The 24,191-nt window shown below is 66.1% G+C and carries 19 protein-coding genes and 1 pseudogene; 10 read left to right on the forward strand and 10 right to left on the reverse strand.

Annotation, left to right across the window (positions count from 1 at the left end; translation table 11 throughout):
- The first annotated feature begins 42 nt into the window (after positions 1-42).
- The 6 genes from fliF (at position 43) to CLM60_RS04210 (ending at position 5,418) form a co-directional block, all read left to right on the forward strand.
- Positions 43-1,650, forward strand: a complete 1,608-nt coding sequence (fliF, locus tag CLM60_RS04185; protein ID WP_095587901.1) for a flagellar basal-body MS-ring/collar protein FliF — start codon at positions 43-45, stop codon at positions 1,648-1,650.
- Positions 1,647-2,231 (forward strand): FliH/SctL family protein, encoded by a 585-nt coding sequence (locus tag CLM60_RS04190; protein ID WP_095587902.1) that lies wholly within the window; start codon positions 1,647-1,649, stop codon positions 2,229-2,231. The genes fliF and CLM60_RS04190 overlap by 4 nt, the downstream gene beginning before the upstream one ends.
- Complete coding sequence (locus CLM60_RS04195) at positions 2,224-2,508, forward strand: FliM/FliN family flagellar motor switch protein (RefSeq protein ID WP_095587903.1); 285 nt, start codon at positions 2,224-2,226, stop codon at positions 2,506-2,508. The genes CLM60_RS04190 and CLM60_RS04195 overlap by 8 nt, the downstream gene beginning before the upstream one ends.
- Positions 2,508-3,233: a flagellar type III secretion system pore protein FliP gene (gene fliP / locus CLM60_RS04200; protein ID WP_095587904.1), complete on the forward strand. Its 726-nt coding sequence runs from the start codon at positions 2,508-2,510 to the stop codon at positions 3,231-3,233. The genes CLM60_RS04195 and fliP overlap by 1 nt, the downstream gene beginning before the upstream one ends.
- A 96-nt stretch (positions 3,234-3,329) precedes the next feature.
- Positions 3,330-4,658, forward strand: a complete 1,329-nt coding sequence (locus CLM60_RS04205) for a UDP-glucose dehydrogenase family protein (RefSeq protein WP_095587905.1) — start codon at positions 3,330-3,332, stop codon at positions 4,656-4,658.
- Between the two features lie 106 nt (positions 4,659-4,764).
- Positions 4,765-5,418, forward strand: a complete 654-nt coding sequence (locus CLM60_RS04210; RefSeq protein WP_176473779.1) for a CAP domain-containing protein — start codon at positions 4,765-4,767, stop codon at positions 5,416-5,418.
- 8 nt (positions 5,419-5,426) lie between these two features.
- Here CLM60_RS04210 and CLM60_RS04215 read toward each other — a convergent pair whose 3' ends face one another.
- Positions 5,427-6,464 (reverse strand): NAD-dependent epimerase/dehydratase family protein, encoded by a 1,038-nt coding sequence (locus CLM60_RS04215; protein WP_095588023.1) that lies wholly within the window; start codon positions 6,462-6,464, stop codon positions 5,427-5,429.
- A 195-nt stretch (positions 6,465-6,659) separates the two neighbouring features.
- Here CLM60_RS04215 and CLM60_RS04220 point away from each other — a divergent pair, with 195 nt between their 5' ends.
- Both CLM60_RS04220 and CLM60_RS21155 read left to right on the forward strand, forming a co-directional pair.
- Positions 6,660-8,531 carry a polysaccharide biosynthesis protein gene (locus tag CLM60_RS04220; RefSeq protein ID WP_095587907.1) on the forward strand — a complete coding sequence of 624 codons (1,872 nt, stop codon included), beginning with the start codon at positions 6,660-6,662 and terminating at the stop codon, positions 8,529-8,531.
- Between the two features lie 101 nt (positions 8,532-8,632).
- Positions 8,633-9,430: pseudogene (locus tag CLM60_RS21155) on the forward strand (DUF2793 domain-containing protein); the annotation flags it as partial.
- A 55-nt stretch (positions 9,431-9,485) separates the two neighbouring features.
- Here the strand turns inward: CLM60_RS21155 and CLM60_RS04230 are convergent.
- Positions 9,486-10,226 carry a sugar transferase gene (locus CLM60_RS04230; RefSeq protein ID WP_095588024.1) on the reverse strand — a complete coding sequence of 247 codons (741 nt, stop codon included), beginning with the start codon at positions 10,224-10,226 and terminating at the stop codon, positions 9,486-9,488.
- Positions 10,223-11,092, reverse strand: coding sequence for an NAD-dependent epimerase/dehydratase family protein (locus tag CLM60_RS04235; RefSeq protein ID WP_095587908.1), 870 nt, complete (start codon positions 11,090-11,092; stop codon positions 10,223-10,225). The genes CLM60_RS04230 and CLM60_RS04235 overlap by 4 nt, the downstream gene beginning before the upstream one ends.
- 193 nt (positions 11,093-11,285) lie before the next feature.
- Between CLM60_RS04235 and CLM60_RS20620 the strand changes: the two genes are divergently transcribed.
- Complete coding sequence (locus CLM60_RS20620; RefSeq protein WP_141246456.1) at positions 11,286-11,468, forward strand: hypothetical protein; 183 nt, start codon at positions 11,286-11,288, stop codon at positions 11,466-11,468.
- Between the two features lie 7 nt (positions 11,469-11,475).
- On the opposite strand, the gene CLM60_RS04240 is transcribed toward CLM60_RS20620, so the two are convergent.
- The 7 genes from CLM60_RS04240 to CLM60_RS04270 form a co-directional block, all read right to left on the reverse strand.
- Entirely contained in the window at positions 11,476-15,192 is a 3,717-nt protein-coding gene (locus CLM60_RS04240; protein WP_095587909.1) for a translocation/assembly module TamB domain-containing protein, read from the reverse strand.
- Positions 15,192-16,982: an autotransporter assembly complex protein TamA gene (locus CLM60_RS04245; protein WP_245848175.1), complete on the reverse strand. Its 1,791-nt coding sequence runs from the start codon at positions 16,980-16,982 to the stop codon at positions 15,192-15,194. Before CLM60_RS04245 ends, CLM60_RS04240 begins: the two co-directional genes overlap by 1 nt.
- A gap of 163 nt (positions 16,983-17,145) precedes the next feature.
- On the reverse strand, positions 17,146-18,252 hold the full coding sequence (locus CLM60_RS04250) for a flagellar basal body P-ring protein FlgI (protein ID WP_095587911.1): 1,107 nt from the start codon (positions 18,250-18,252) through the stop codon (positions 17,146-17,148).
- On the reverse strand, positions 18,249-19,262 hold the full coding sequence (locus CLM60_RS04255; RefSeq protein WP_176473780.1) for a flagellin: 1,014 nt from the start codon (positions 19,260-19,262) through the stop codon (positions 18,249-18,251). Before CLM60_RS04255 ends, CLM60_RS04250 begins: the two co-directional genes overlap by 4 nt.
- A gap of 2 nt (positions 19,263-19,264) precedes the next feature.
- On the reverse strand, positions 19,265-20,698 hold the full coding sequence (gene flgK / locus CLM60_RS04260; RefSeq protein WP_095587913.1) for a flagellar hook-associated protein FlgK: 1,434 nt from the start codon (positions 20,696-20,698) through the stop codon (positions 19,265-19,267).
- A gap of 30 nt (positions 20,699-20,728) precedes the next feature.
- Complete coding sequence (locus tag CLM60_RS04265) at positions 20,729-22,027, reverse strand: flagellar hook protein FlgE (protein ID WP_095587914.1); 1,299 nt, start codon at positions 22,025-22,027, stop codon at positions 20,729-20,731.
- A 91-nt stretch (positions 22,028-22,118) separates the two neighbouring features.
- On the reverse strand, positions 22,119-22,970 hold the full coding sequence (locus CLM60_RS04270; RefSeq protein WP_095587915.1) for a flagellar motor protein MotB: 852 nt from the start codon (positions 22,968-22,970) through the stop codon (positions 22,119-22,121).
- A 227-nt stretch (positions 22,971-23,197) separates the two neighbouring features.
- Between CLM60_RS04270 and CLM60_RS04275 the strand changes: the two genes are divergently transcribed.
- The gene (locus tag CLM60_RS04275) at positions 23,198-24,130 is read left to right on the forward strand and encodes a carbohydrate kinase family protein (RefSeq protein WP_095587916.1); all 933 of its coding nucleotides are present in this window, start codon (positions 23,198-23,200) and stop codon (positions 24,128-24,130) included.
- Positions 24,131-24,191: the final 61 nt, after the last annotated feature.

Consider the following 24,191-nt stretch of genomic DNA (forward strand, 5'->3'; position numbering starts at 1 on the left):
TCAAGCATCGTTTCCGAGACAAGGGCAGAAGCCCGCGAAAGGATGCCAGAATTGCAACAGCTCATCGCCGTTTGGACCAAGCTCGACTCGCGCCGCCGGATGATCGTCATCGGGGCGACGATTGCGATGTTCGGGGCCGTACTCATCATGTCGCGGATGGCCTCGGCGCCGACGATGACACTCCTGTATTCCAACCTGGAACCCGCCGCGTCGGGAGAGGTCATTACGGCGCTGGAACAGCGCGGCGCGGCCTATCAGGTGCGCGGCAACGCGATCTATGTCAGCGCGGGCGACCGGGATCTGCTGCGCATGTCGCTGGCCGGCGAGGGGCTGCCGGCCAATGGCACGGCGGGGTACGAGCTGCTTGATTCGCTGTCGGGTTTCGGCACCACGTCACAGATGTTCGATGCTGCCTATTGGCGCGCGAAAGAGGGCGAGCTGGCGCGCACGATCATGGCCAACCCCCAGATTCGCGCCGCCCGTGTGCATATATCGAACGCGCGCGGAACGACCTTTCGCCGCGATCTGAAACCGTCGGCCTCGGTCACGGTGACCGCGCGGCAGGGCGCGCTGCCCGCCGCACAGGCCAAGGCGTTCCGCTATCTTGTCGCCTCGTCCGTTGCGGGGATGTCGGTGGCGGATGTGTCGGTGATCGACACCGAAAGCGGCCTGGTCCTGTCGGGCGCGGATACCGGCACGGGTCCGGCGGCAAACGGGGATCTGTCGGCGCGGCTCAAGGACAATGTCGAACGTCTGTTGCAGGCCCGCATGGGGCCGGGTCGGTCGATTGTCGAGGTGTCGGTCGAAACCGTGACCGAGCGGGAGTCGATCGTCGAGCGTCGGTTCGACCCGCAAGAGCGCGTGGCGATCTCGACCGAGACCGAGGAACGCAGCCTGTCGTCGCGCGATTCGGGTGGCGGCGCGGTCACCGTGGCCAGCAACCTGCCCGAGGGCGATGCGGCGCAGGACCGGCAATCCTCCAGCACCGATTCCGAAACCCGCGAGCGCGTCAATTTCGAGGTCTCGGAAACCCAGCGCGAGATCCTGCGCACCCCCGGCGCGATCAAGCGGCTGAGCATCGCGGTGCTGGTCGACGGCACGCGCGGGATCGGCCCGGATGGCGCCGAAATCTGGGAGCCCCTGCCCGAGGCCGACCTGAGCGCCCTGCAGGAACTGGTCGCCTCGGCGGTGGGTCTGAACCCCGAGCGGGGCGATGTGCTGACGCTGAAATCCATGCCGTTCGAACAGATCCCCGCAGGTCCAGAACCCATGGCCCCCGGGCTGCTCGAGAAACTGAATTTCGACATGATGTCGACCATTCAGCTGGCGGTGCTGGCGGTTGTGGGCCTGATCCTGGGTCTCTTTGTGGTGCGGCCGATCCTGACGGCGGCTCCAGCCGAAAACGCCGCCATTCTGCCGCCGCCACCTCCCGGCGCGGCCCTGACCGGCGAGCTGTCCGGGCGCGGGGCCGAGGCCGACGCGCTGAGCGCCGCGACACAGCAGAACGCGCCGTTGCAGATCGATGGCACGGTCTCGGAGGCCACGACTGATCCGATGGAGCGCTTGCGCAACCTGATCGAAGAACGCCAGACCGAAACGGTCGAGGTGCTGCGCAGCTGGATGGAAACCGGACAGGACGGGCGGACATGAGCGGTGGCGTGAAGCTTGAGGATTTCGGTGGCCCGCCCCAGCGGTCCGCAGCCACGACCGAGCCTCAGGAAACCCCTGACGCGGGGTACGAGGACGGCTATCGCGCGGGCTGGGACGATGCCGTTGCCGCCGCCGAACAGGACCAGTCCCGCGTGACCGAGGATCTGGCCAAATCGCTGGCCGATATCTCCTTCGGCTATACCGAGGCGCGCAGCCATGTCCTGAACTGCCTGGCGCCGGTCCTGTCCGCGATGGCCGAAAAGCTGCTGCCCGAAGCCGCGCATGCGCATTTCGCCGAAACGGTGCTGGCCGCCGCCGAACAGATCGCCGCACGGGCCACGGACCATCCCGTCGAGCTGGCCGTCGCGCCGGATGCGCGGGTGGCGCTGGAGGCGGTCATGCCCGAAACGCTGCCGTTTGCGATCGATATCGTCGAGGACCCGCATCTTGGCCCCGGACAGGCGCGGATGCGTGCCGCCGATATGGAAAAGGTGCTGGACATCGCCGAAGCGGAAACCGCGATCCGAAGCGCGGTTTCCGATTTTCTGACCCTGCAGTCCAAGGAAGTGCAACATGGATAACGCCGAACAAAGCCCTGCCACCGATCAAAGCCCGCTGACCCTGGTGCCGCTGGAAATCACGATCTGCGTCGGACGCGCCCGGCCGTTGGTGCGCGAGTTGCTGGCGCTGGATCCCGGCGCGGTCCTGCCGCTGGACCGCAATATCGACGACCCGGTCGAGCTGTTCGTCGGCGACCGCCTGATTGCCCGTGGCGAGTTGCAGGAGGTCGAGAACGGCCCGCCGGGCCAGCTGGCGGTGCGCCTGACCGAGGTCGCCGACATGAAGGACGTTCTGTGATGTCGCGCCGGGCGGGCTGGCTGGCGCTTTGCATCCTGCTGGCTTTGCCCGCGATGGCACAGGCGCAAAGCGTATCGCTGGACCTGGGCGATGGCGGTTCGCTGTCGATGCGCAGCGTCCAGTTCATCCTGCTGATCACCGTGCTGAGCATCGTGCCGGGTCTGGCGATCATGCTGACCTGTTTTCCCTTCATCGTGACGGTGCTGGCGATCCTGCGGCAGGCCATCGGGCTACAGCAAAGCCCGCCCAACATGCTGATCGTCAGCCTGGCGCTGTTCCTGACCTATTTCGTGATGGAACCCACATTCACCCAGGCCTGGCAGGCGGGCATCCTGCCGCTAACCGAAAACCTGGTCAGCCCCGAACAGGGGTTCGAGCTGACGCTGGCGCCGTTTCGGGATTTCATGTCGGCCCGGGTCGATGCCGAAACGCTGGAACGTCTGCGCGCGCTGCGTCCCGCGCCGGCCGATGCCGGGGCCGATACGCCGCTGTCGGTTCTGATCCCGTCCTTCATGCTGAGCGAGGTCGAACGCGCGTTCCAGATCGGCTTCCTGATCTATCTGCCGTTTCTGATCATCGACCTGGTGGTCGCGGCGGTCCTGATGTCCATGGGCATGATGATGGTCCCGCCCGCGGTCGTGGCGATGCCTTTCAAACTTGCCTTTTTTGTAGTCGCCGACGGCTGGCCCCTGATATCCGAGGCGCTGGTCAGGGGTTACTTCTAGGCCGCACTTGCCCATTGCGCGGTGTTACCCGGTTGACTCGCCTGCGCCCTTGTCGCATCGCTGAGGCGACTGCCGTTTGTTTCTAGGGACAGCCTTATGAAGATTGCGATGATTGGTACCGGCTATGTCGGTCTCGTTTCTGGTGTTTGCTTTTCAGATTTTGGACATGAAGTCATTTGCGTCGACAAAGACCCGCGCAAGATCGAGATGCTCGAACGCGGCGAAGTGCCGATTTACGAGCCCGGCCTGGAAGAGCTGATGGCAAAGAACGTCAATGCCGGGCGTCTGTCCTTTACCGGTGATCTGTCCAAAGCCGTCGATGGGGCCGACGCCGTCTTCATCGCCGTGGGAACGCCAACCCGCCGGGGTGATGGCCATGCCGACCTGACCTATGTGATGACCGCCGCGCGCGAGATCGCCAATGCGCTGACCGGCTATACCGTCATCGTTACCAAATCGACCGTGCCCGTCGGCACCAACCGCAAGGTCGCCGAAGAGGCCGCCGCCGCCAACCCGGATGCAGAGTTCGACATCGCCTCGAACCCCGAATTCCTGCGCGAAGGTGCGGCCATCGACGATTTCATGCGGCCTGACCGTGTGGTCGTGGGCGTGGAAAGCGAACGCGCGCAAGAGGTCATGGGCGAGATCTATCGCCCGCTTTTCCTGCGCGAATTTCCGATTGTCTATACCGGCCTGGAATCGGCCGAGATGATCAAATACGCCGCCAACGCGTTTCTGGCGACCAAGATCACCTTTATCAACGAGATCGCCAACCTGTGCGAACGCACCGGCGCCGATATCAAGGCCGTGTCCAAGGGCATGGGTCTGGATGGCCGGATCGGCAACAAGTTCCTGCATGCGGGTCCGGGCTATGGCGGCTCGTGCTTCCCCAAGGATACCAGCGCGCTGGCGCGGATCGGCCAGGATTACGCCGTGCCCATGCAGATCACCGAAACCGTGATCACCGTGAACGACCAGATGAAGCGCCGGATGATCGAAAAGCTGCGCGATATCTGCGATGGCAGCTTCAACGGCAAGACCGTTGCGGTGCTTGGCGTGACCTTCAAGCCCAATACCGACGACATGCGCGAGGCGCCCAGCCTGACCATTGTGCCCGCGCTGATCGGCGGCGGCGCGACCGTGCGCGTGGTCGACCCCCAGGGCAAACGCGAGGGCGAAGAGCTGCTGCCCGGTGTGCAATGGGTCGATGACAGCTATGACGCGGCGGCGGATGCCGATGTGATCGTGATCCTGACCGAATGGAACGAGTTCCGCGCGCTGGATCTGGAACGTCTGGTCAAGATCATGCGCAGCCCGCGCATGGCGGATTTGCGCAACATCTATTCGCCCGACGATGTCGAACGCGCAGGATTCGAGGCCTATTGCGCGGTCGGCCGCGCGGGGTTCGGCGCGGGACAGGACTGACCCGGCGCGGCGGTAATTGCCCTGACAGCGGTGCAACACCTCCTTACCCGCGCCACATTCGGTGGCGAGGGTTCTGGCGATGCTGCCAATCACCGCCGGAGGATCGATGCGCCCCAGACCGGATTTGCGCCTGCTGCCCGTGCTGCTGTGCCTGACGGCCGAGCCCGTCATGGCCGATACCGGCCCGGCCTGCATGCGGCGCGTGCCCGATGGTGCGGCGCAGGCCACGGTTCCGGCGCGTGACATCGACCAATCGCTGATCGACGCGACCGTAAGGGCCGAGGTCAATTACCAGCGTTGCCTGAACGGGATCAGCCCCCTGGACCCTGCCGAGGGCCTGCGCCGCGCGGCGCTGGGACACAGCCGCTGGATGGCCGACAGCGCGAAGCTGTCGCACCGGTCGACCCGGCCGGGGCGCAGCACGATCTGGCAGCGTGTCCGTTCGGCGGGGCTGGCATTTCGCGCGGCGGCCGAGAATATCGCGGTGGTGCATCGCTATCGCGTCGATGGGCGCAAGATCCGGGTGCTCGACCGGGCGGAATGCAAATTCGCCGCAGGCGCCGGTGATATTGTCGCGCCGCACAGCTATGATAGCCTGGCGCGACAGGCGGTGCGGCTGTGGATGCGTTCGCCCAGCCATCGCCGCAACATCCTGAACAAACATGCGGGCCTAACCGGCACCGCCGTGGGCTTCAGCGGCGATCCCCGGTTCTGCGGCAAGTTCTGGCTGACCCAGAATTTCCTGGAACTGCGGGGCTGAAACAGGCCCTAAACGCTGTAATAGTCCCTGTACCACTCCACGAAACGCGCGACGCCCGTGGTGATATCGGTGCTGGGGATCTCGCCAATCAAATGCTGCAACAGCGTGGTATCGGCCCATGTGGCGGGCACATCGCCGGGCTGCATCGGCAGCATGTTCTTCTTGGCCGTCTGACCAATCGACGCCTCGATCGCGTCGATGAAGGTCATCAGCTTCACCGGGTTGGCATTGCCGATATTGACGATGCGATAGGGCGCAACCGGGCTGATGCTGTCGAATTCCGGCGGGGCGGGGCGCGCTTCGGGCCCGTCTGGCACCGCGTCGATCAGCTTGGCAATCGCGCGCACCAGATCGTCGATATAAGTAAAGTCGCGCTGCATGTCGCCGTGGTTGTAAACGTCGATTGCATCGCCTTCCAGGATCGCGCGGGTGAATTTGAACAGCGCCATGTCCGGCCGGCCCCAGGGGCCATAGACGGTAAAGAACCGGAACATCGTCGTCGGCAGCCCGTAGAGATGGGCATAGGAATGCGCCATCGCCTCGTTCGCCTTCTTCGTCGCGGCATAGAACGACATCTGGGTGTCGGCCTTGTCGGTCTCGGCATAGGGCATCTGGGTGTTCGCGCCATAAACGGACGAGGTCGAGGCCAGCAGCATGTGCTGCGGCGGAAAGGCACGGGCGGCTTCCAGCAATTCGAACGTGCCGCACAGGTTGGCCGTGACATAGGACCCCGGCGCGTCGATGGAATAGCGCACCCCGGCCTGCGCGGCCAGGTGGATCACCGCGTCGGGCCGGTATTCGTCAAACAGCGCGCGCAGGACGCCGTCACCCTCCAGCCGGTCCTCGACCGCGCGAAACCCCTGATTCTGCGACAGCATGGCGTGGCGGCGCTGTTTCAGACGCACGTCGTAATAATCGGTCATCGCGTCCAGCCCGACCACCCGCCAGCCCATATCCAGCAGCAACTGGCACAGGTGAAAGCCGATGAATCCGGCGGATCCGGTGACCAGTGCGGTGCGGGGGGCGGTGGGTTCGGCAAAGGACATGGGCGGATTCAATCGGTTAGGGGCAAACGGGTCCGGGGTGTTTTTGCATATCGACCGCGCTTGTCAATCATCCGTTGCTTCTGGTGCCAGTCACGGAGCGGCGTTGGGGGAATGTTAAACAACAGCCATTAACCCTGATGGGGACGGGTCTGCCCGGTCGGGGCCGGACCGCTTGTTGCAAGCCGCGATGGAATAATGCTGCGCATCCTGAAATCACTGAGCCGCAGACAGAAACAGGCCGCGTTCCTGGCCACGGACCTGCTTCTGGTGCCGGTCGCGGTGATCACCTCTGCCGCCATAAGCGGCAATGGCGCGGTCCGATTTGCCGTGATGCCGGAATTCTGGCTGTATATCCCGTTTCTGATCAGTACGGCGGCGGTGATCGCGCTGGTGCTTGGCATTCCGCGTATCCGGCTGAACGATTATCAGGGCGACGCGGTGCTGCGCACGGCGGTTTTCGCCGTCTGCCTGGCGCTGGCGCTGGCGGGGCTGTGCCAGATCGCGGCGCAGCCGATCACGCTGCGCGGGCAGGTTATTTTCGCGATGACCTATTTCCTGCTGTCGGCGGGCAGCCGTCTGGTCATGCTGCGGCTGCTGTTGTGGCTGCATCACCGCGCGGGTGACCGCAAGCCAGTCGTGATTTACGGCGCCGGTGTCTCGGGGCGGCAGATCGCCACCGCGCTGCGCACCAGCAAACGGTGCGAGGTTGTGGCCTTTGTCGATGACAGCCCGTCGCTTCAGGGGATGCGTGTCGCCGGTGCCCGCGTACATGCGCCGCGCGACCTGCCCCGGCTGGTCGCGGACAAGGGGGTTCAGCGCGCGATCCTGGCGATTCCGTCCCTGAATCCGCTGAAACAGGCACAGATTGCGCGGCGACTGCGCCATCTGGGGGTCGAAGTTCAGACGCTGCCGTCTTTCGCGCATGTGGTGGGCGATGCGCCGCTGGTTGACAAGCTGACGCCGCTGCAACCCGATCACCTGCTGGGACGGGCGCAGCTGGATCGGGACATCGCCATCGGCGGTGACAGCTATGCCGGCAAGACAGTACTGATCACCGGCGCTGGCGGCTCCATCGGGTCCGAGCTGTGCCGCCAGGTTCTGGCCTGCGGTCCGGCGCGGCTGATCCTGTTTGAGCTGAATGAATTCGCGCTCTATACCATCGGGATGGAGCTTTCGTCGCTGGGCGCCCCCCAAAGGACCGAGGTCATCCCGGTGCTGGGCTCGGTCACCGATGCGCGGCAGGTGCGGCATCTGCTGGCCACGCATCGGGTCGATGTGATCCTGCACGCCGCGGCCTATAAACACGTGCCGCTGGTCGAACAGAACCCGGTATCGGGCGTCGGCAACAACGTGTTGGGCACCCACACCTTGGCGCAAGAGGCGCTGCGCGCCGGGGTGCGTCGGTTCATCCTGGTGTCGTCGGACAAGGCCGTGCGCCCGTCGAACGTGATGGGGGCCACCAAAAGACTGGCCGAGATGATCGTTCAGGATCTGGCCAGCCGGTCCACCACCACCCGGTTCGCGATGGTACGATTCGGCAACGTGCTGGGCTCGTCCGGGTCGGTTGTGCCGCTGTTTCAGGAACAGATCGCGCGCGGCGGGCCCGTGACCGTCACCGATGCGGCGGTGTCGCGCTATTTCATGACCGTGCAAGAGGCGGTGCACCTGGTCCTGCTGGCCGGAAGCTTTGCCCGCGCGGGCGAGGTCTTTGTCCTGGACATGGGCGCGCCGATCCCGATCCGCGACATGGCGCGCCAGATGATCGAGGCATCGGGTCAGTCCGTGCGGGACGCCGCCAATCCCGATGGCGATATCGAGATCGCGTTCGTCGGTCTGCGCCCGGGCGAAAAGCTGCACGAAGAGCTGTTGATTGGCGACGGCATGACCACGACCCCCCACCCCAAGATCCTGTGCGCGCAGGAACGCGGCCTGTCCCAGATCCAGATCGCGGCGATGATCCGGGACCTGCGCCTGGCGGTCGAGGGGGGCGATGCCGACGCGATCCGGGCGCTGTTGTCCCACAGCGTCGAAGGTTACCGCACCGCCATGGCGCAACAGGTCACCTGATCCATGCGCCCGACGGCGATGCAGCGCGCGCTGCTGTCAGGTTTTATTGAGCCATTTTAATCAATGATGCCCCGGTCATTTGCAACGCAAAGGGGGCGACCATGCCTGATACATCGACGATCCTGTCCCTGCCCTATATCCAATCGGCGCAGGCGCAAAAACACGTGACGCATAACCAGGCGGTCGAAACGCTGGATGTGCTGGTGCAACTGGCGGTGTCCAGCCGCTCGATCGCGGACCCGGTGACCAGCCCCGCCGACGGCGCGCGCTATGTGGTGGCCAGCGGCGGCACCGGCGCGTGGTCGGGCCACGATGGCCAGGTCGCCGTGCGGCTGGACGGGGTCTGGCAGTTTCACGTGCCCAATCCCGGCTGGCAGGCCTGGGTGGCGGACGAGGGGCTGTTGGCGGTCTTCGACGGCACCGACTGGATCGCCCTGCCCGTGGCCAGCAACGGCTTGTCGCTGGTGGGCGTGAATGCGACCGCCGACAGCACAAACCGGCTTAGCGTGTCGGCCCCCGCCAGCCTTCTGAACCATGAAGGCGCGGGGCATCAGCTGAAGATCAACAAGAACACCGCGGGTGACACCGCCAGCCTGCTGTATCAAAGCGGCTTCTCGGGCCGGGCCGAGATGGGGCTGGCCGGGACCGATGATTTCAGCATCAAGACCAGCGCCGATGGTGCGGTCTGGGTCGATGCCGTGACCCTGACCACCGCTGGGCTGGCCGGTATCGGCGTGACCGCCCCGGCAGAGCGGCTGGAGGTCGCGGGCAATGTGCTGGCCGACGCCCATCTGACACCGTCGGACCGGCGGCTGAAAACCGCGATCCGCCCCGCGCAGGATCCGGGCAACGCCGTCGATGCGATTCAGGTCGTGTCCTATGACTGGGTGACGGGTGGCCATACCGAGTTCGGCGTGATCGCGCAGGACCTGTTCGACGTGCTGCCCCAGGCCGTCACGCCGGGGGATGCGGGGCCCGATCTGCAACGGGCGTGGTCGGTGGATCACAGCGCGCTGGTGCCATTGCTGATCGCCGAGGTTCAGTCCCTGCGCCGCCGTGTTTCGGCGCTGGAACGCGCGCAGGCCTGATCCGTTTGCGGCCCAGCACCGCCTGAACCGTGCGCCAAAGGATCCACAGATCGAACCCCGGCGACCGGTGCCGGGCGTGGATCAGGTCCAGCCGCGCCTTGCGCGGAATGCAGACGCGGCAATAGACCGCGTCTGTCTCCTCGGCCGTCATGCAGGCCGCGAGCAGGCGCCCCTCGTGCCGGTGAAAGACCAGCGTGGCCAGGCCGGTCAGGCCGGGCCGCGTCCGCAGCACCCGTCCATACAGCGCGGGGAAGCGGTCGACATAATCCCGCAAGGGCGGGCGCGGCCCGACAAACCCCATATCGCCCCGCAGGATGTTCCAAAGCTGCGGGATCTCATCCAGCCGATACCGCCGCAGCCACCGCCCGATTGGCGTGATGCGCGCGTGCTTGTCACCGCCCGAAACGCCGTGATCCGTGGCCGACACATGCATCGTGCGCAGCTTGATCAGGGGAAAGGCGTGGGTGGGGGTCCGCATCCGTTCGGCCATGTGAAACAGCGGCCGCCCCTGAACCGCCCACAGGATCGCCAGCAGCACCGCCAGTACCGGCAGCAGAAGGATCGCCAGAAGCGCGGCCAACGCGATATCGATAACCCGCCCCCTCATGCCGCGGCACAGGTCGCGCGCCATTGCGCCACTATGCCGGCGGCGGTCGATTCGGCGGGGGTGAAATCGACATGCTGGCGCAACAGCCGGGTGTCGAGCGTCACCTGCGCGATCGCCGCGCCGCTGGCGGGGGCGGGGGACCAGGCCTGCCCGGCGGCGCGCAAAAGCGCGGCCATCGACACCGATCCGGGGGCCGCGACATTCAGCACCGAAGGCAGCGCCCTTTCCAGCGAAACAGTGACCAATTCCGCCAAAACCCGGGCCAGGCTGCGCGGGCCGATATAGCTGCGCCGAGGCGTCTGACCATTGGCGAACCGGTCGAGCGTAAGGGGAACGGCCCCCACCCGGCCAAGCAGCTGATCGGCACCCGCCACATTCCCGATCCGCAGGATCGTGGTCGGCGGCGCACCGGGCGTCGTGGCAAGCTGGGCGCGCACCCGATCCTCCATCCGGTGCTTGGCGTGGCCATAGGGGCCAACCGGCGCGGGCGGATCGGTTTCCATGCAGATGCCGGGACGCGCGCCATAAATCGCGGCGGAGGAGGCCAGAAACACCTGCCGGACACCGGCTTGCCGCGCGGCCCGCAACACCGCCAGCGCCAGGCGGCTGTGCAGGTGCAGATCGACCTGCCCGCCGCGCGGGACCGGACCGGCCAGGTTCAGGACGACATCCGCCCGGCCCATTGCCCGCCGCAGCCCGTCGGGATCGGCCAGCGGATCGCAGGATATCCAGCCCGGACCCGTCGCAGCGCTGCGCCCCTGACGCAACAGCCGGACCGGCCCATCGGGCCAGGCGGCGGACAGCAACCGGCCCAACCGCCCCGAAGCGCCCAGCATCAACAGCCGTATCTGTTCACCATCCTGCATCCCGGTCCCATCGGTGCCCGGGCCGCCCGAAGCGACCGCACCGCCTTGCAGGTTCGCGGGATTCGATTAAGATTTGATAAACCTAAAAGTGTGGCTGCCACACTTTCGACACATCCCGAGAGCACGATTGAGGTGTCAAAAATATTGCTTATTAACAGTCACTTAACCATAGTGGCGATCGCTTTGGGGTGCGGTGAAAATGATCGTTGGCCTGTTGATCATCAGCTTTTTCCTCAGCTTTGGCGCGGCTGTCATCGCCAAATTGCTGGGGGCGACGATCTTGGGATCGGTGGTCGTCTATGTCGGTTTTGGCACGCTGTCCGGCCTGGGGCTGGGCGTGTTTTCCATCGCGCGGGCGATGCAGGCCGAACATTAGACGCCCGTCAGTAATCGCGTTCGAAAAAGATTCCGATCCCGCTGTCCCCATCCGCGCCCAACCGACCCTTGACCGTCACGTTGCGCGACACATCCAGGTTCAGGTTGATCTCGCTCTCGCCCTGGCTGTTGACGGTCACATCCGTATAAGCGTTTTCCGACAGGTACTTGCCCGCCCGCAACTGCGCCGCGCCGTCCTGATCGGTTTCGACATCCAGATCGTCCAGGTCCAGGCTTTGCCGCAGCCGGTCCGTCACGCCGCCCGACCCCCTGCCCGCCAGCGTGGCGGCGGCCGATGCCAGGCGCGCGGCCTGAAGCGGTGACAAAGAGCCGGTGCCGCGTCCGAACAGAAGCCGCGCCAGAACCTCGTCCTCGGGCAATTCGGGCATGGATTGAAACTGAATCTCGGGGTTCGAGGCCAGGCCCTCGATCACGATCTGCAGCACGACATCGTCATCGGTCGAACTGGCGACCAGACGCAGATACGGGTCCAGGCTGCCCTGCATCCAGATCGCGCCCTCGGTCAGGTTCAGCCGTTGTCCCAGGATCTCTAGCCGGCCGCGGATCAGTTCGAACCGCCCCGCCGGGCGCACGTCATCGGTCGTACCGCCCAGACGCAGGGAACCGCCCAGCTCGGCATCCAGCCCGCGCCCGCGCACGAAGATGCGGTTGGGCGCGTCGATCCGCAGGTCCAGCGCGAAGGGCCGCGCGGGGCCGGTGGTGTCTTCGCTGGCGGTTTCGACCAGCCCGGCCTGCTGGCGGGTCCGTTCCACCGCCGCGGGGGCGTTCAGATGGGTGATCTCGGGCACGTAGCCGGTGCCGCCGAAGCCGCCCGACGGCACCTGAATTTCGGTCGTGTCCAGCGACAGCCGTCCGCTTATCCGCCCGCCGCCCTGCAAGGGCCCGTTCACGTCAAGCTCGCCATCGACCTCGGTCTCGAAAAGCGTGCCGTCGCTGACCACAATATCGTCCAGCGCAAGCTGTAACGCCGCGGCATAGCCCGGCTGCAACCCAACCGTCCCGCGCAGCCGCAGATCGCCGCCGCCGCTGGCCTGTGCGGTGGTATCGATCCGGGCCTGCGCGTTCTGCAGGTCGATCTGGCCGTTGATCGCGGTCAGGCCGATGGGCTGGCCGGGCAGCGTCAGGCGCCCGTCGCGCAGGGTGACGCGCCCGGACAATGCCTCGATCCCCGGCGCACCGTTCAGGGCCAAGTTGAAATCCGCATCGCCCTGAACCGATTGCGGGGTGATGAACGGGTTGGCCAGGTTCAGCGGTGCAGAGCCATTGGCGCTTAGATCGACGCGCGATCCGTCCCCGGCCACATCGCCGCTGATCCGGGCGGTGGTGTTGGCGGGCCCGGTCAGCGTGCTGTCCAGGCGCCAGGCATCGCCGCGCCGCTCGGCCGTGCCAGAGGCCGTCAGCCGCCCCGGCAGTTCGGGCACCAGCAGCGCCATATTCGCCAGCGCAATGTCGAAATCGACGCGATCCGCGCTGGGCGCCTGTGTTTCGATGGTGATCTGCGGGTTGCGCAAGTTCAGCGCCTCGACCGCGATTTGACCCGATTTCCGCTGGATCAGAGCCTGAAATTCCGACCGCCCGGCCAGAATGGCATCGGCGTAGCCGTTCCCGACACGCAGGTTCTGGCTACTTCCCGTCAGATCGAGTTTCACGTCGTTTTCGCCGCCCAGCTGCGCGCCGCCGCTTGCCGTGATGTCCAGCGAACCGCCCAGCGGACGCCCGGCCAGGCCCTGCCAGACCGACAGATCGTCGGCCTGCAGGTCCAGATCGGCGGTGGCGGGACGCGCGGGGGCGCTCAGGTCCAGCGTGGCGGTGCCGCTCAGCCGTGTGCCGCTGGCGTCGATCTGCAACCGGTGCAGCACCGCGCGGGTTTCGGATTGCCAGGTGGCGGTGGTGCCAATCGTGGCGGGCCCCTGCAGGTGCCGGTCGACCCGCGACAGGTCGTTCACCTGCGCCGACAGCACGGCGCCGCCGACCGCCCCGTTCAGCGACCCGGTGGCGTCGATCCGGGCGTGATCGGTTTCGATCCGAAGCTCGGGCACCACCAGCCCAAAGATCCCCCGAACGACGCGCAGATGCAGCCTTCCTTCACCGGCCAGCAGCGGGTCGGCCTGTGGCTGGCCCACGCGCAGATCCCGCGTGTCACCGTCCATCGTGATATCAAGCGCGCCACCCAGCGCCGCGCCCGTGCCACGGATCCGCAGCCGGGCCGCACCGTCCAGCGGCATGTCCGCAATCGGCGCGAAGCGCGACAGATCCTGCGCCGACAGGCTGAGATCCGCCGCATAGGGCAGCCCGGCGCGATGCGTCGACAGCTCTGCCCGGCCGGTCAGCTCCAGATCGTCCTGCCGCAGGGCCAGATCGGTCACGGTGATCGGGGCGCCGTCCTGCCAGTTCACCGCCGCCGCGCCGCGCATCCCAGAGCCAAGCGCGGCGGCGAGCGCCGGGTCGCTGTGCACCAGCCCGCTCAGCGACATCGCAAGCCGCGCAGCGATCTGCGGCGAAGTGCCGTGATCGATGGTGCCCGTTCCGGAAATAAGAGCCTGTTTCAGCTGAAGATCGGGTTGCACAAGGTCGTCCAGCCCGATCTGCGCGCTCCATTCATTGCCCGTATCCGCGTCATAGCTGGCGGTGATGTGGGCGCGCGTCACGGTCGTCTTGCCCCCCGCGACGGGCAGCACCACCGCCGCGCCTTCATCGGCGATCTCGCCATCCAGATCGAAGCGGCGGGGCATGCCGTTGGCGTCCAGCTGCATCGAGCCGCTCAGCGCCACCGCTGCGGCCGACAGCGACAGGCGGTCCAGGTATAGCCGGTTGTCCGGCATTCGCCGGCCTTCGGTCAGAAAGGCGATCCGCGGTCCGAAGAAGGGGCGCAATTCCGGCGCAACCAGCGCCGCCATGTCGCCCGACAGATCGGCGGCAAAGGTTGCCGCGCCCTCGGCATCCGTGCCCAGTACGACCCGGCCGGTCAGGCGGTCCGTCCCGTCGGTCGCGATCACCAGATCGGCAGCGAAATCCGACAGCGGCCCGGTGCCCGCAACTGTCAGGTCCAGCGCAGGTGCCCCCGGCAGCGACAACAGGCGCGACACGATGCCTTCGGGCCCCTCGCTCAGCGCCAGGTCGATGTTCAGCACGCGGCTGCTGTTGCTGAACGCGGCATCCAGGGCGAATTGGCCTTCGGCGTCCAAGCGTTCGATCACCAATGCCGCGTCGCCATCGCCATCGGCCAGCGACAGGCTGCCCTCGACCGAAAACGCCGCGTCCTGTCCCAGGATATCGGCGCCGATGGTCACTGTTTCAGCCTCGACCGCGCCGATTTCGACCGATACCGGCAGTTCGGGCAGGGCAAAGGGGTGCGCCTCGGCCTGGGCGGGGGTGGCGGTGCTGTTTGGTTTCCGGGCGATGTCGATGACCTGCGCGCTCAGGCGTTCCACCTGCAACCGGCCCGACAACAGCGCCGTGCGCGACCAGGACAGAACCACCCCTTCCAGCGTCAGCCAAACGCCATCCTTGTCGGCAATGGTCAGTCGGTCCAGCTCGGCGCGGGACGACAGGGCGCCGCGAAATCCGGTGATGTCGACCTGCGCATCGGCCGACGACAGGTTGTCTTCGATGAACGCCTCCAGCAGGCCCCGGTCGCTATCATCCTCTTGCGCGGCAAGGGAAAGCGGGGTCAGCCACAGCAGCAGGATCAGAAGATATCGCATCAGAATGCCTGCCCTATGCCGATATAGATTTGCGGCCCGTCCCCGGTGTCGCCCGAAATCGGTGCGGCCAGATCGAACCGGACCGGGCCGATCGCGGTTTTATAGCGCAGCCCGATCCCGGCGCCGCTGTGCCAGGCGCCGTCCTGGCCCGGAACGCTGTCCGCCCCGATGAACCCGGCATCCACGAAGCCCACGATGCCGAAATTGCCCCGCAGATCTGCGCGCATTTCGGCGGAAAGCCCGATGAAAGACCGCCCGCCCAGCCGGTCGCCATTGGCGCGTTCGACGGCCAGCGATTGATACGGCTGCCCGCGCACGGTGTCGCCCCCGCCGGAAAAGAACAGCAGGTTGGGCGGCACATCCCGTGCGTCGGGGCCGATCACGCTGCCGATCTGGAACCGCCCGGCCAGCACCAGCCGTTCGCCCAGCGGTCTATAGGCGCGGCCATCCAGCGTGAGCCGCCCGCCCGATTCGCTGTCGCCGACGGCCAGGAACGGCATCACCTCGGCCGACAGGTATTCGCCACGGACCGTGTCCAGCGCCGAATCGCGGCGGTCGATCGTATAGCCGACGGGGAAGGTCAGGTGCGAAAAGTTGCGGCTGCCCAGGTCGTCCTCGACCTCGGAATAGCGATAGATCACTGCCATCTCGCCGCTGCGGGTGTCGGAAAAGATCCGGCTGAAGCCAAAGCCGACCTGTGCGCGGCGCTCGAAATAATCGGGCTCGTCTTCCTCGGCCAGCTCGGCCAGGGCGAAGAAATCGGTATCGCGCTGGAATGTGGCGGGACGATCGAACCGGGCCGACAGGCGGTAATCCTCGCCCCCGCTATTGCCGCCGATGCCGCCGATTTCGGCGTCGAACCGCAGCCGCTCGGCCCCGCCCAGCAGGTTGCGGTGCATCCACATCGCCGACAGGCCCAGCCCCTCCAACGACGAGATTTCGGCGCCGAACCCCATCCGGCGGCGTTTCTGATCGACGATCTCGGCGGTGATATCCTGGGCGTTTCCCGCGCCGATCCCGGCATCTTCGGTTAGCGCGACAGAGCGGAAAACGCCCGTGCGCCGCAGCCGTTCGGCCGCATCGTCCAGCTCGTCGGGCGAAAAGACCTTGCCGGTGGGCAGGCCCGCGATCTCGTGCAGCCGTTCTTCCCGCACGCGGGTTTCCCCGCGAAACCGCAGCGTCCCGAACCGCAGGCGCGGACCGGGGTTCACGCGCAGGTCCGATGACAGGGTGCGGTTGGCGTGGTTTGCCGTGATGCGTTGCGCGCCGATTTCGGCCTTGGCGTGCCCCAGATCGCGCCAGGATGTGATGGCCGCCGCCGCCGCGTCCTGGATCAGTTCGCTGCGCGCGATCTGTCCCGGTGCATAATCTTCGGGAATGTCGGCCTGGGGCGGGATTGGGGCGACCCGGGCCTGGCCGAACACGAATCGCGGACCGGTTGCAACCCGGATGCGCACGGTGCGGATACGGGTGGGGATGTTCAGCGGCGAGATCTCGGACGCCTCGCGCCCATCGACGTTGATCCGGATCGAGGGCCCGTAATAGCCCGCGCCATAAAGCACCCCGATCAGTCGCGCATAGTCGGCCCGCGCGGCGGCCAGGATATCCTGTGGCGCGGCCGATGTGTCGGCCTCGGTCTCGATGCTGAGCGAGGCCGCGCGCAATTGGCGCAGCAGCGCGTCATCCGCGTCCGGTGCCCTGAGCTGGACCTCGGCGGCGCGGGCGATTGTCGCCGCGGCCCCCCAGATCAGGACCGCAGATAGAATTCGTGTGATATGTCGCCCCGGCACCGTTCCACCCCGAAAAGATACTCGGCGCCCATGTTGCGGGTTTCTGCGGAAAATGACCATCGCAGATTCCGGATTTCCGAATATCTGCGCGGGTTCGAGCCGGCGCCCGGCGATCACAAGATCGTCAGGCGCCGATCAGGCCCCGAAATCGGGGTTGGAATGCCTAGCGGACCACGAATTCGGCATGCAGCGCGCCGGCGGCCTTGATGCTTTTGAGGATGTCGATCATGTCGCGTGGCGACACGCCTAGGGCATTCAACCCGGCGATCAGCTCGGACAGGGACGTGCCGGCGGGCACCTCGGCCAGGCCGGTGCCGGGCTCTTCCTCGATCGCGGCAGAGCTGCGCGGCACCACGATGGTTTCGCCTTCGGAAAACGGGTTGGGCTGCACCACCACCGGCTCCTCCTGAATGCGTAGTGTCAGGTTCCCCTGCGAGACCGCAACGCGCGAGATCCGCACGTCTTCGCCCAGAACGATGGTGCCCGAGCGCTGGTCGACCACCACGCGGGCCTTGCGTTCGGGGTTGACGGGGATGTTTTCCAGCCGGCCGACTGCATGGGCGGGCGACGGCGCGCGAGTGGCGCGAATGTCCAGCTCGACCGTGCCGGCGTCGATCATCCGCGCGACCGCCCGCCCGAAATAGGTGTTGACGGCGGTTTCGATCTTGGCCGCGGTCGAAAAGTCGGGGCTGCGCAGCGCCATGCGCAGGGTCTGAAGCGCAGAGAAGTCGAACTCGATCTCACGCTCCACCCGCGCGCCCGCGGGCACGACCCCGGCGGTGGGCACGCCTTGAATCACGCTGGCGCCATCGCCTTCGGCGGCGGCGCCGCCCGCGATGATCGTGCCCTGCGCGACGGCATAGATCTCGCCATCCGCGGCATTCAGCGGGGTCATGATCAAGGTGCCCCCCAACAGGCTTTTCGCGTCGCCGATGGCCGAAACCGTGACGTCGATCTGACTGCCCGCACGGGCAAAGGGCGGCAGGGTCGCGGTGACGAAGACAGCCGCCACATTCTTGGGCCGGAACTGTTCGCCGGTGACATTGACACCCAGCCGCTCCAACAGGTTCGACAGGATCTCTTCGGTAAAGGGCGCGTTGCGGATGCCGTCGCCGGTGCCGTTCAGCCCGACGACCAGCCCGTAACCCACCAGATCGTTGCCGCGCACCCCGTCGAATTCCACCAGGTCCTTAATCCGGATCGGTGTCGACCAGGCGGCGGCGGCCAGGCCCATCAGCGCCGCGATTGCCAGGATAAGGGGTCTGATCATCGCAGGTAATCCACCAGGCTCAGCGCGGAAAGCCGCGCGGTGATCGTGTAATGCGTCTGAAGCTGCGTCTCGACCGCCTGCAGCCTGGTCGCGGTGTCATAGGGATCGGCGCCGGTGATATCGTTCTGAGCCAGTTCCAGCGCATAGCGTTTTGTGGCGTTTTCGGCCTGAATCGTCTCGATCTTGTTCTGTGCGACGCCGACCTCGCCCGACAGGGCCGTGACATGTGGTGTGGCATTCAGGACCCGGTTGGCCGACGCGGCGATCAGCGCGCTGCGCTCGGTCAGGTCGCCGGACATCAGGTTCGGATCCTCGGCCAACGCCGCGGCGGCGACGGATTTCAGAACCTCGCGGATGCCGGTGTCGTTTGCGCTGACCGACAGCGCCATCGATTGTGTCTGCGACAGGCGGACCGCGCCCACCGGCGTGTCCGCGCCCAGATACCCGACCGTGTCATAGCCCCCGCCCGGCACGTCGAACCAGGCGTCGACCGCATCCAGAACATCATTGGCGGTGGTCAGGCCCGCAACCTCGGCCTTGAGGGCGGTCAGCAGGGTGTCGGCCGATGCAATCGCGGGCTGGTCGGTCGCGGCCCCCGCGAACAGGCTTTGCCCGGCGCCGGTGACATTCAGCGCCGAAACGATCTGTTCCAGCGTATTGCGGGCCTGCAACCCGGCGGTTTCAATCGGCACGTTCTTTTCCAGATTGCTGGCGATCAGCAGATCGCCCGCCAATTGATCGGCGGTATCCCCGATTTGCGTCAGGCTGTTCTGGACAAGCCCCGCGCGCAAGGTTGCTTCCTGTGTGGCGGTGTCGAACCCGTTAAGCACGCCCAATTCGTGCCGGATCTGTGCCAGCGGAGCGTAATCCCCACCGGTCTTGCGGCCGATATCGGCGACCTGGCCGGTGCCCAGCTCTTGCGACAATTGTCCGATCTGGGCGGACAGGGCCTTGTTCTGTTGGCTCAGCACAAAGCTGCGGGCCAACGTGGCGGTGGAAATCCAGGTCATGGTCATAGCCTCAGCAATGTTTCGATCATTTCGTCCGCGGTCTGGATCACGCGGGCGTTCGCGGCATAGCTTTGTTCGATCAGCAGAAGCCGCTGCAGTTCCTGGTCGGTGTCCACACCGGTGCCCAACTCGGCGGTGTAAAGCGACTGGTGCCGGGCGGTTGCAAAGCTCTGATCGGCCTCGGCCGATTGCCGGGCCGCGCCGATATCGGAGACCAGCGCGCCAGCCAGATCGCTGGCGGAATAGGCCCGCGCGCTGAACTGGCCCGACGCGGGGGTGCGGGGCGTGGACAGTGCCTGGGCAAAAGCGTTCAGAACGCTGCTGTTGCCGGTCAGCCCCGGCGCGGCGGCATCCAGACCGTCACGCAGGCGCCATGTCGCGCCGCCCTGATCGGGGTCGACCACCGGGTTGACGGCGATGCGGGCGGCCAGCCCGACCTCGTCCGTGGTGGCAAAAACCGCACCGTTATCGGTAAAGAGCCCCGGGTTGCCCAGGGCGGTGCCGACGCCCTGAAACCGCTCGACCAGATCGCGGGCAACGGCGTCAAGCTCGGCCTGTGCCGTCACGGCCCAGTTGTCGCGGGTGTCTAACAGCGCCTGCAGCCCGCCGCCCGCGATGGGGGCGTGCGCCCCTTGGGTGGCGATGGGTTGACCGTTCAGCGTCAGCCCCGACAATGCACCGCTTTGCAGCGTCATTTCCGGCACGATCAGCCCGGCCCCGGCGAAACCGAAGGTCGCGGCGGTCGCATCGACAAGCTGCGCGCCGGTGGTGGTAAAGATCGCGACCTGGCCATTGTCGCGCTGATGGGTCTGGATCGGCACAAGCTGCGCGATCTGGTCGATCTGCTGCTGCCGCGCATCCATCAGCCCCGAGGCATCACGGCCACTGGCGACCTGGGTGCGGATCTGCCCGTTCAGATCGGCGATACGCTGCAACGACTGGTTGAGGTTGCCGATCTCGGTCTCGATCCGTGTTTCTGCGGCCATGCGCTGATCCTGAATCCCGTCCGAGATCCGGTTGAACGCCCCCGCAAGATCCTGCGATGCCGTCAGGACATCGCCCAGCCGGATATCGGACGACGGCGTGCTGGCGGCCTGGGCCAGGGCGGTTTCCAGCGCCGCGATCTGCGTGCCCAGCGCCCCGGCCGTGCCCGGGATACCCACGGTTTCCTCGAGCTTTTGATAGAACGCGGTTTGCTGCGCGCTATAGCCGACACCGGCATCGGCGAGCCGCCGGTCGCCGATCAGCGCCTCGTCGGTTTCGCGGCGTATGCCGTCGATCCGGACACCGCCCAGAACCGCGCTGGACAGGTCGACGGCGCGCCGGCCATAGCCTTCGGTCGTTGCATTGGCGATGTTGGTCGACACCGTTTCGGCGGACCGCTGCATGGCGGTCAGGCCGGACAGCGCGTTGGACAGGGTGGCAGAGATGCTCATGTCATGACGTTCCTGGGGGCCTCATGGGGGTCAGCGAATGATGTTGGTGGTTTCCTGCAACATCTCGTCGACGGTCTGGATCACCCGGGCGTTCGACGAATAGGCGCGCTGGGTCTGGATCATCTGCGTCAGCTCGCTGGCCACGTCGGTCGACGATTCCTCGCGCGCATAGGCGATGATTTCGCCCGTGGGGCCATCACCGGCGGTCCACAGGAAGAACGCGCCGCTTTCCGGCGTGACCTGATAGGATTGCCCGTTCAGAACCTGCAGCCCGTTGGGATTGGGCACATCGACCAGCGGCACCTGGAAAATCGCGCGGGTCAGCCCGGAATCATAGACCGCATGCACCACGCCGCGCTCGTCGATTTCGACCCCGGTCATGCTGCCGACCGGCAGGCCGTTCTTGCTGATCGCATTGGGGGCGAAGACATCCGAAAGCTGGGTCATGCCGGTGGGCTGACCGGGTTGGCCGATATTCAGGCTCATCGGTCCGCCCGCGACGGTCAGGGCGATCTCGCCCGTGGCCGCGTCATAGGCCCCGCCCGACACCACAGCCACGGAGGCCAACGTGCCGCCATCGGCGCGGCTGGTGTCGAAGGTCAGGGTATATTCCCCCACCGTCGCCCCGCCCGAGGCCGAGTCGGTCACCGTCATTGTCCACTGGTTGGACGCGCCGGTCGCCGGGACGACGGGGGTAAAGCTGATGTTCAGCGATTCCGACGTGCCCAGATTGCCGAAATATTCGGCCGAGATGCTGACCGGATCGCCCGTGGCGCCGGCCTCGGTCTCGGTCGCGGGCAGGTTCACGCTCAGCGACATTTCGGTGGTGGGCTGGCCCGCGAACTGGTTGCGGTTGATCTGCACCGGTTCCAGCGCATCGAAGGAATCCCGCGGATAGCTGGGCAGCGTGCCATCGGCGGCGATCGGCCACCCCATCAGGACCATGCCGGTTTCGGTGGTCAGATACCCCTCGTCATCCGGGCGGAAGGCGCCGGTGGTGACCATCCGCATCGGCAGTGCGCCGCTGGTCTGATCGATGGCCGAGGCTTCGGTGACCGGCAGCATGCCGCGCCCGTTGACGGCCAGGTCCGTGGCGTTGCCGGTCGACAGGATCGGCCCGCTCTGGTCGATCAGCCGCGTGGTCGTGGCGCGCACGCCGCCAGCGGTATAGCCCGTGGTGCCGTTGATCACCATCGACTCGAAATCCGCCTGCGCCTTTTTATAGCCGTAGGTCCCCGAATTCGCGATGTTGTCCGAGATCGTTGCCAGTTTCGTTGCGTTTACGTTCAACCCGGCGACACCGGCATTCAACGAGGAGGAAATGGTCATCAACTGCGCCTTTCTGCTGCTTCGGCTCCTGCTGGGCCAAGCGTTACAGCGGCGCGCTTAACAGCCCGCTAACGGCTAAAATCCGATCTATTTAGTTCACGTCGCGCCGCAGCAGGGTCAGTTCGATCCGGTTGTTGCGCACAGCCATCGGGTCGCGCGCCACAAGCATGCGGTCGGCAAACCCCGTGACGCGCACGATCCGCTCGGGCGCAAGCCCGGCGGTTTCGATCAGGCCCCGTGTGCGATGCGCCTGCTCTGTCGATCTGTCCCATTCCGGGCGCTGGGCCAGCACCAGCGGAAAGGCGCGGCTGTGCCCCCCGATTGCCACCGGGTTCTGTACCAGCGCGAAGACGGTCGCGATCATCCGCGACAGCTCGACCATGATCGGGGTCGGCGCGCCGGTCGCAGGGTCGAACAGCGGGTGGCCGTCCAGATCGAACAGTTCCACGATCAGCCCCTCGTCCGTGACACGGGTCAGGATATGCCGCAGCGCGCGGGGGCTGACCATGCTTTCGCCGGAACGGGCGGACATCATCTCTTCGAGCTTGGCCAGCGCGGCGTCCTGCTCGGCCGCGGCGGCGTCGGTCTGCATGCTGCCCGGCGCCGACAGGCCCTGGGCCTGACGTTGCGGCGTGGAATGCAGGCTGGACGCCCCGGTGCCGGTATGCGCCAGGACCTGTTCCGAGAACACGCTTTCGCCGCCGAACGATCCGTCGCCGCCGCCCGAAATGCGATTCACCGGGATCGTGGGATTGAAATAATCCGCGATCCCCTTGCGTTGTTTTTCCGTCGTCGCGTTCAGCAGCCACATCAGCATGAAGAAAGCCATCATCGCCGTGACGAAATCGGCATAGGCGACCTTCCAGGCCCCCCCGTGATGCCCGTCACCGCCGACGACTTTCTTGCGCTTGATGATGACTGGCGCGTTTTGGCCTGCGCTCATCTTCACCACCTCGTATTCACCCGCAACCGTGATAGCCGGGCGAGTCTGAACAGGGCTTTAACCAGTAAAATCGTCGCTATTTTCGCCGCCCCCCTGCGGATGCTGCGGGGCGGGCGCCCCTGTAAAACAGGGATGATAGCGTTAACACGCCGCTTGACCCGATCCGGGCGCGGCGGTATCGACGCGAAAACTTCGCATCAGTTTCCAGTCGCCGAAAGGAGATCGCGATGATCCTGTGCTGTGGGGAAGCGCTGATCGACATGATCCCATCGGCGACCGTCAGCGGCCCTGACGGGTTCGTTCCGCATAATGGCGGGGCGGTCTATAACACCGCCATTGCGCTGGGGCGGCTGGGCGTGCCGACCGGCATGCTGACGGGGATGTCGACCGATCTGTTCGGTCAGCAATTGGCCGACGGCCTGCGCGACAGCGGCGTGGACATGGCGCATCTGATCCGGTCCGACCGTCCCACGACGCTGGCCTTCGTGCGGCTGACCGATGGGCACGCGGAATACGAATTCTATGACGAGAATACCGCCGGGCGGATGATCACCCCCGATGATCTGCCGACCCTGTCCGGGGATGTCGGCGCGCTTTACTTCGGGGGGATCAGCCTGGCCTGCGAGCCCTGCGCCGATACCTATGCCGCGCTTTGTGCCAGCGCGGGGGATGCGCGTGCGGTGATGGTCGACCCCAATATCCGCCCCGGGTTCATCCGCGATGCAGACCGGTTCAGCGCCCGGATGACCGCGATCCTGCGGCGTGCCGATATCGTCAAGGTCTCGGACGAAGATCTGGATTGGCTGTTTCCCGATCAAGGCGGGTTCCAGGATCAGGTCCGCGCGCTACAGGCGCTGGGCGCCGCTTTGGTGATCGTGACACGCGGGGGTGCGGGGGCTGTGGCCTGTCTTTCGGGTGGTGAAACCATCACTGTTCCCGCGCAAAAGGCCGATGTCATCGACACGGTCGGCGCGGGCGACACGTTCAACGCCGGTGTGCTGGCCAGCCTGTCCAAAGACGGTGTTCTGACCAGAACCGCCCTGGCCGGGCTGGACCCTGATATCGCGCGCAAGGCGCTGGAACATGGGGCGCGTGTTGCCGCCGTCACCGTCTCGCGCGCCGGGGCCAACCCGCCTTGGGCGCACGAGCTGACGGGCTGACCGCGCCGCGATCTTTGCGGTTGTGGGTGGCGCGAAACCGGACCAGTATATTGCCTGAAAA

This window comes from Actibacterium ureilyticum, from assembly GCF_002285435.1.
Taxonomy (GTDB): Bacteria; Pseudomonadota; Alphaproteobacteria; order Rhodobacterales; family Rhodobacteraceae; genus Actibacterium_C; species Actibacterium_C ureilyticum.

Excerpts from the sequence above, each read along its gene's own strand:
- fliF (WP_095587901.1), top strand. The coding sequence starts at position 43 with ATGCCAGAATTGCAACAGCTCATCGCCGTTTGGACCAAGCTCGACTCG.
- CLM60_RS04190 (WP_095587902.1), top strand. The coding sequence starts at position 1,647 with ATGAGCGGTGGCGTGAAGCTTGAGGATTTCGGTGGCCCGCCCCAGCGG.
- CLM60_RS04195 (WP_095587903.1), top strand. The coding sequence starts at position 2,224 with ATGGATAACGCCGAACAAAGCCCTGCCACCGATCAAAGCCCGCTGACC.
- fliP (WP_095587904.1), top strand. The coding sequence starts at position 2,508 with ATGTCGCGCCGGGCGGGCTGGCTGGCGCTTTGCATCCTGCTGGCTTTG.
- CLM60_RS04205 (WP_095587905.1), top strand. The coding sequence starts at position 3,330 with ATGAAGATTGCGATGATTGGTACCGGCTATGTCGGTCTCGTTTCTGGT.
- CLM60_RS04210 (WP_176473779.1), top strand. The coding sequence starts at position 4,765 with ATGCGCCCCAGACCGGATTTGCGCCTGCTGCCCGTGCTGCTGTGCCTG.
- CLM60_RS04215 (WP_095588023.1), bottom strand. The coding sequence starts at position 6,464 with ATGTCCTTTGCCGAACCCACCGCCCCCCGCACCGCACTGGTCACCGGA.
- CLM60_RS04220 (WP_095587907.1), top strand. The coding sequence starts at position 6,660 with ATGCTGCGCATCCTGAAATCACTGAGCCGCAGACAGAAACAGGCCGCG.
- CLM60_RS04230 (WP_095588024.1), bottom strand. The coding sequence starts at position 10,226 with ATGAGGGGGCGGGTTATCGATATCGCGTTGGCCGCGCTTCTGGCGATC.
- CLM60_RS04235 (WP_095587908.1), bottom strand. The coding sequence starts at position 11,092 with ATGCAGGATGGTGAACAGATACGGCTGTTGATGCTGGGCGCTTCGGGG.
- CLM60_RS04240 (WP_095587909.1), bottom strand. The coding sequence starts at position 15,192 with ATGCGATATCTTCTGATCCTGCTGCTGTGGCTGACCCCGCTTTCCCTT.
- CLM60_RS04250 (WP_095587911.1), bottom strand. The coding sequence starts at position 18,252 with ATGATCAGACCCCTTATCCTGGCAATCGCGGCGCTGATGGGCCTGGCC.
- CLM60_RS04255 (WP_176473780.1), bottom strand. The coding sequence starts at position 19,262 with ATGACCTGGATTTCCACCGCCACGTTGGCCCGCAGCTTTGTGCTGAGC.
- flgK (WP_095587913.1), bottom strand. The coding sequence starts at position 20,698 with ATGAGCATCTCTGCCACCCTGTCCAACGCGCTGTCCGGCCTGACCGCC.
- CLM60_RS04265 (WP_095587914.1), bottom strand. The coding sequence starts at position 22,027 with ATGACCATTTCCTCCTCGTTGAATGCCGGTGTCGCCGGGTTGAACGTA.
- CLM60_RS04270 (WP_095587915.1), bottom strand. The coding sequence starts at position 22,970 with ATGAGCGCAGGCCAAAACGCGCCAGTCATCATCAAGCGCAAGAAAGTC.
- CLM60_RS04275 (WP_095587916.1), top strand. The coding sequence starts at position 23,198 with ATGATCCTGTGCTGTGGGGAAGCGCTGATCGACATGATCCCATCGGCG.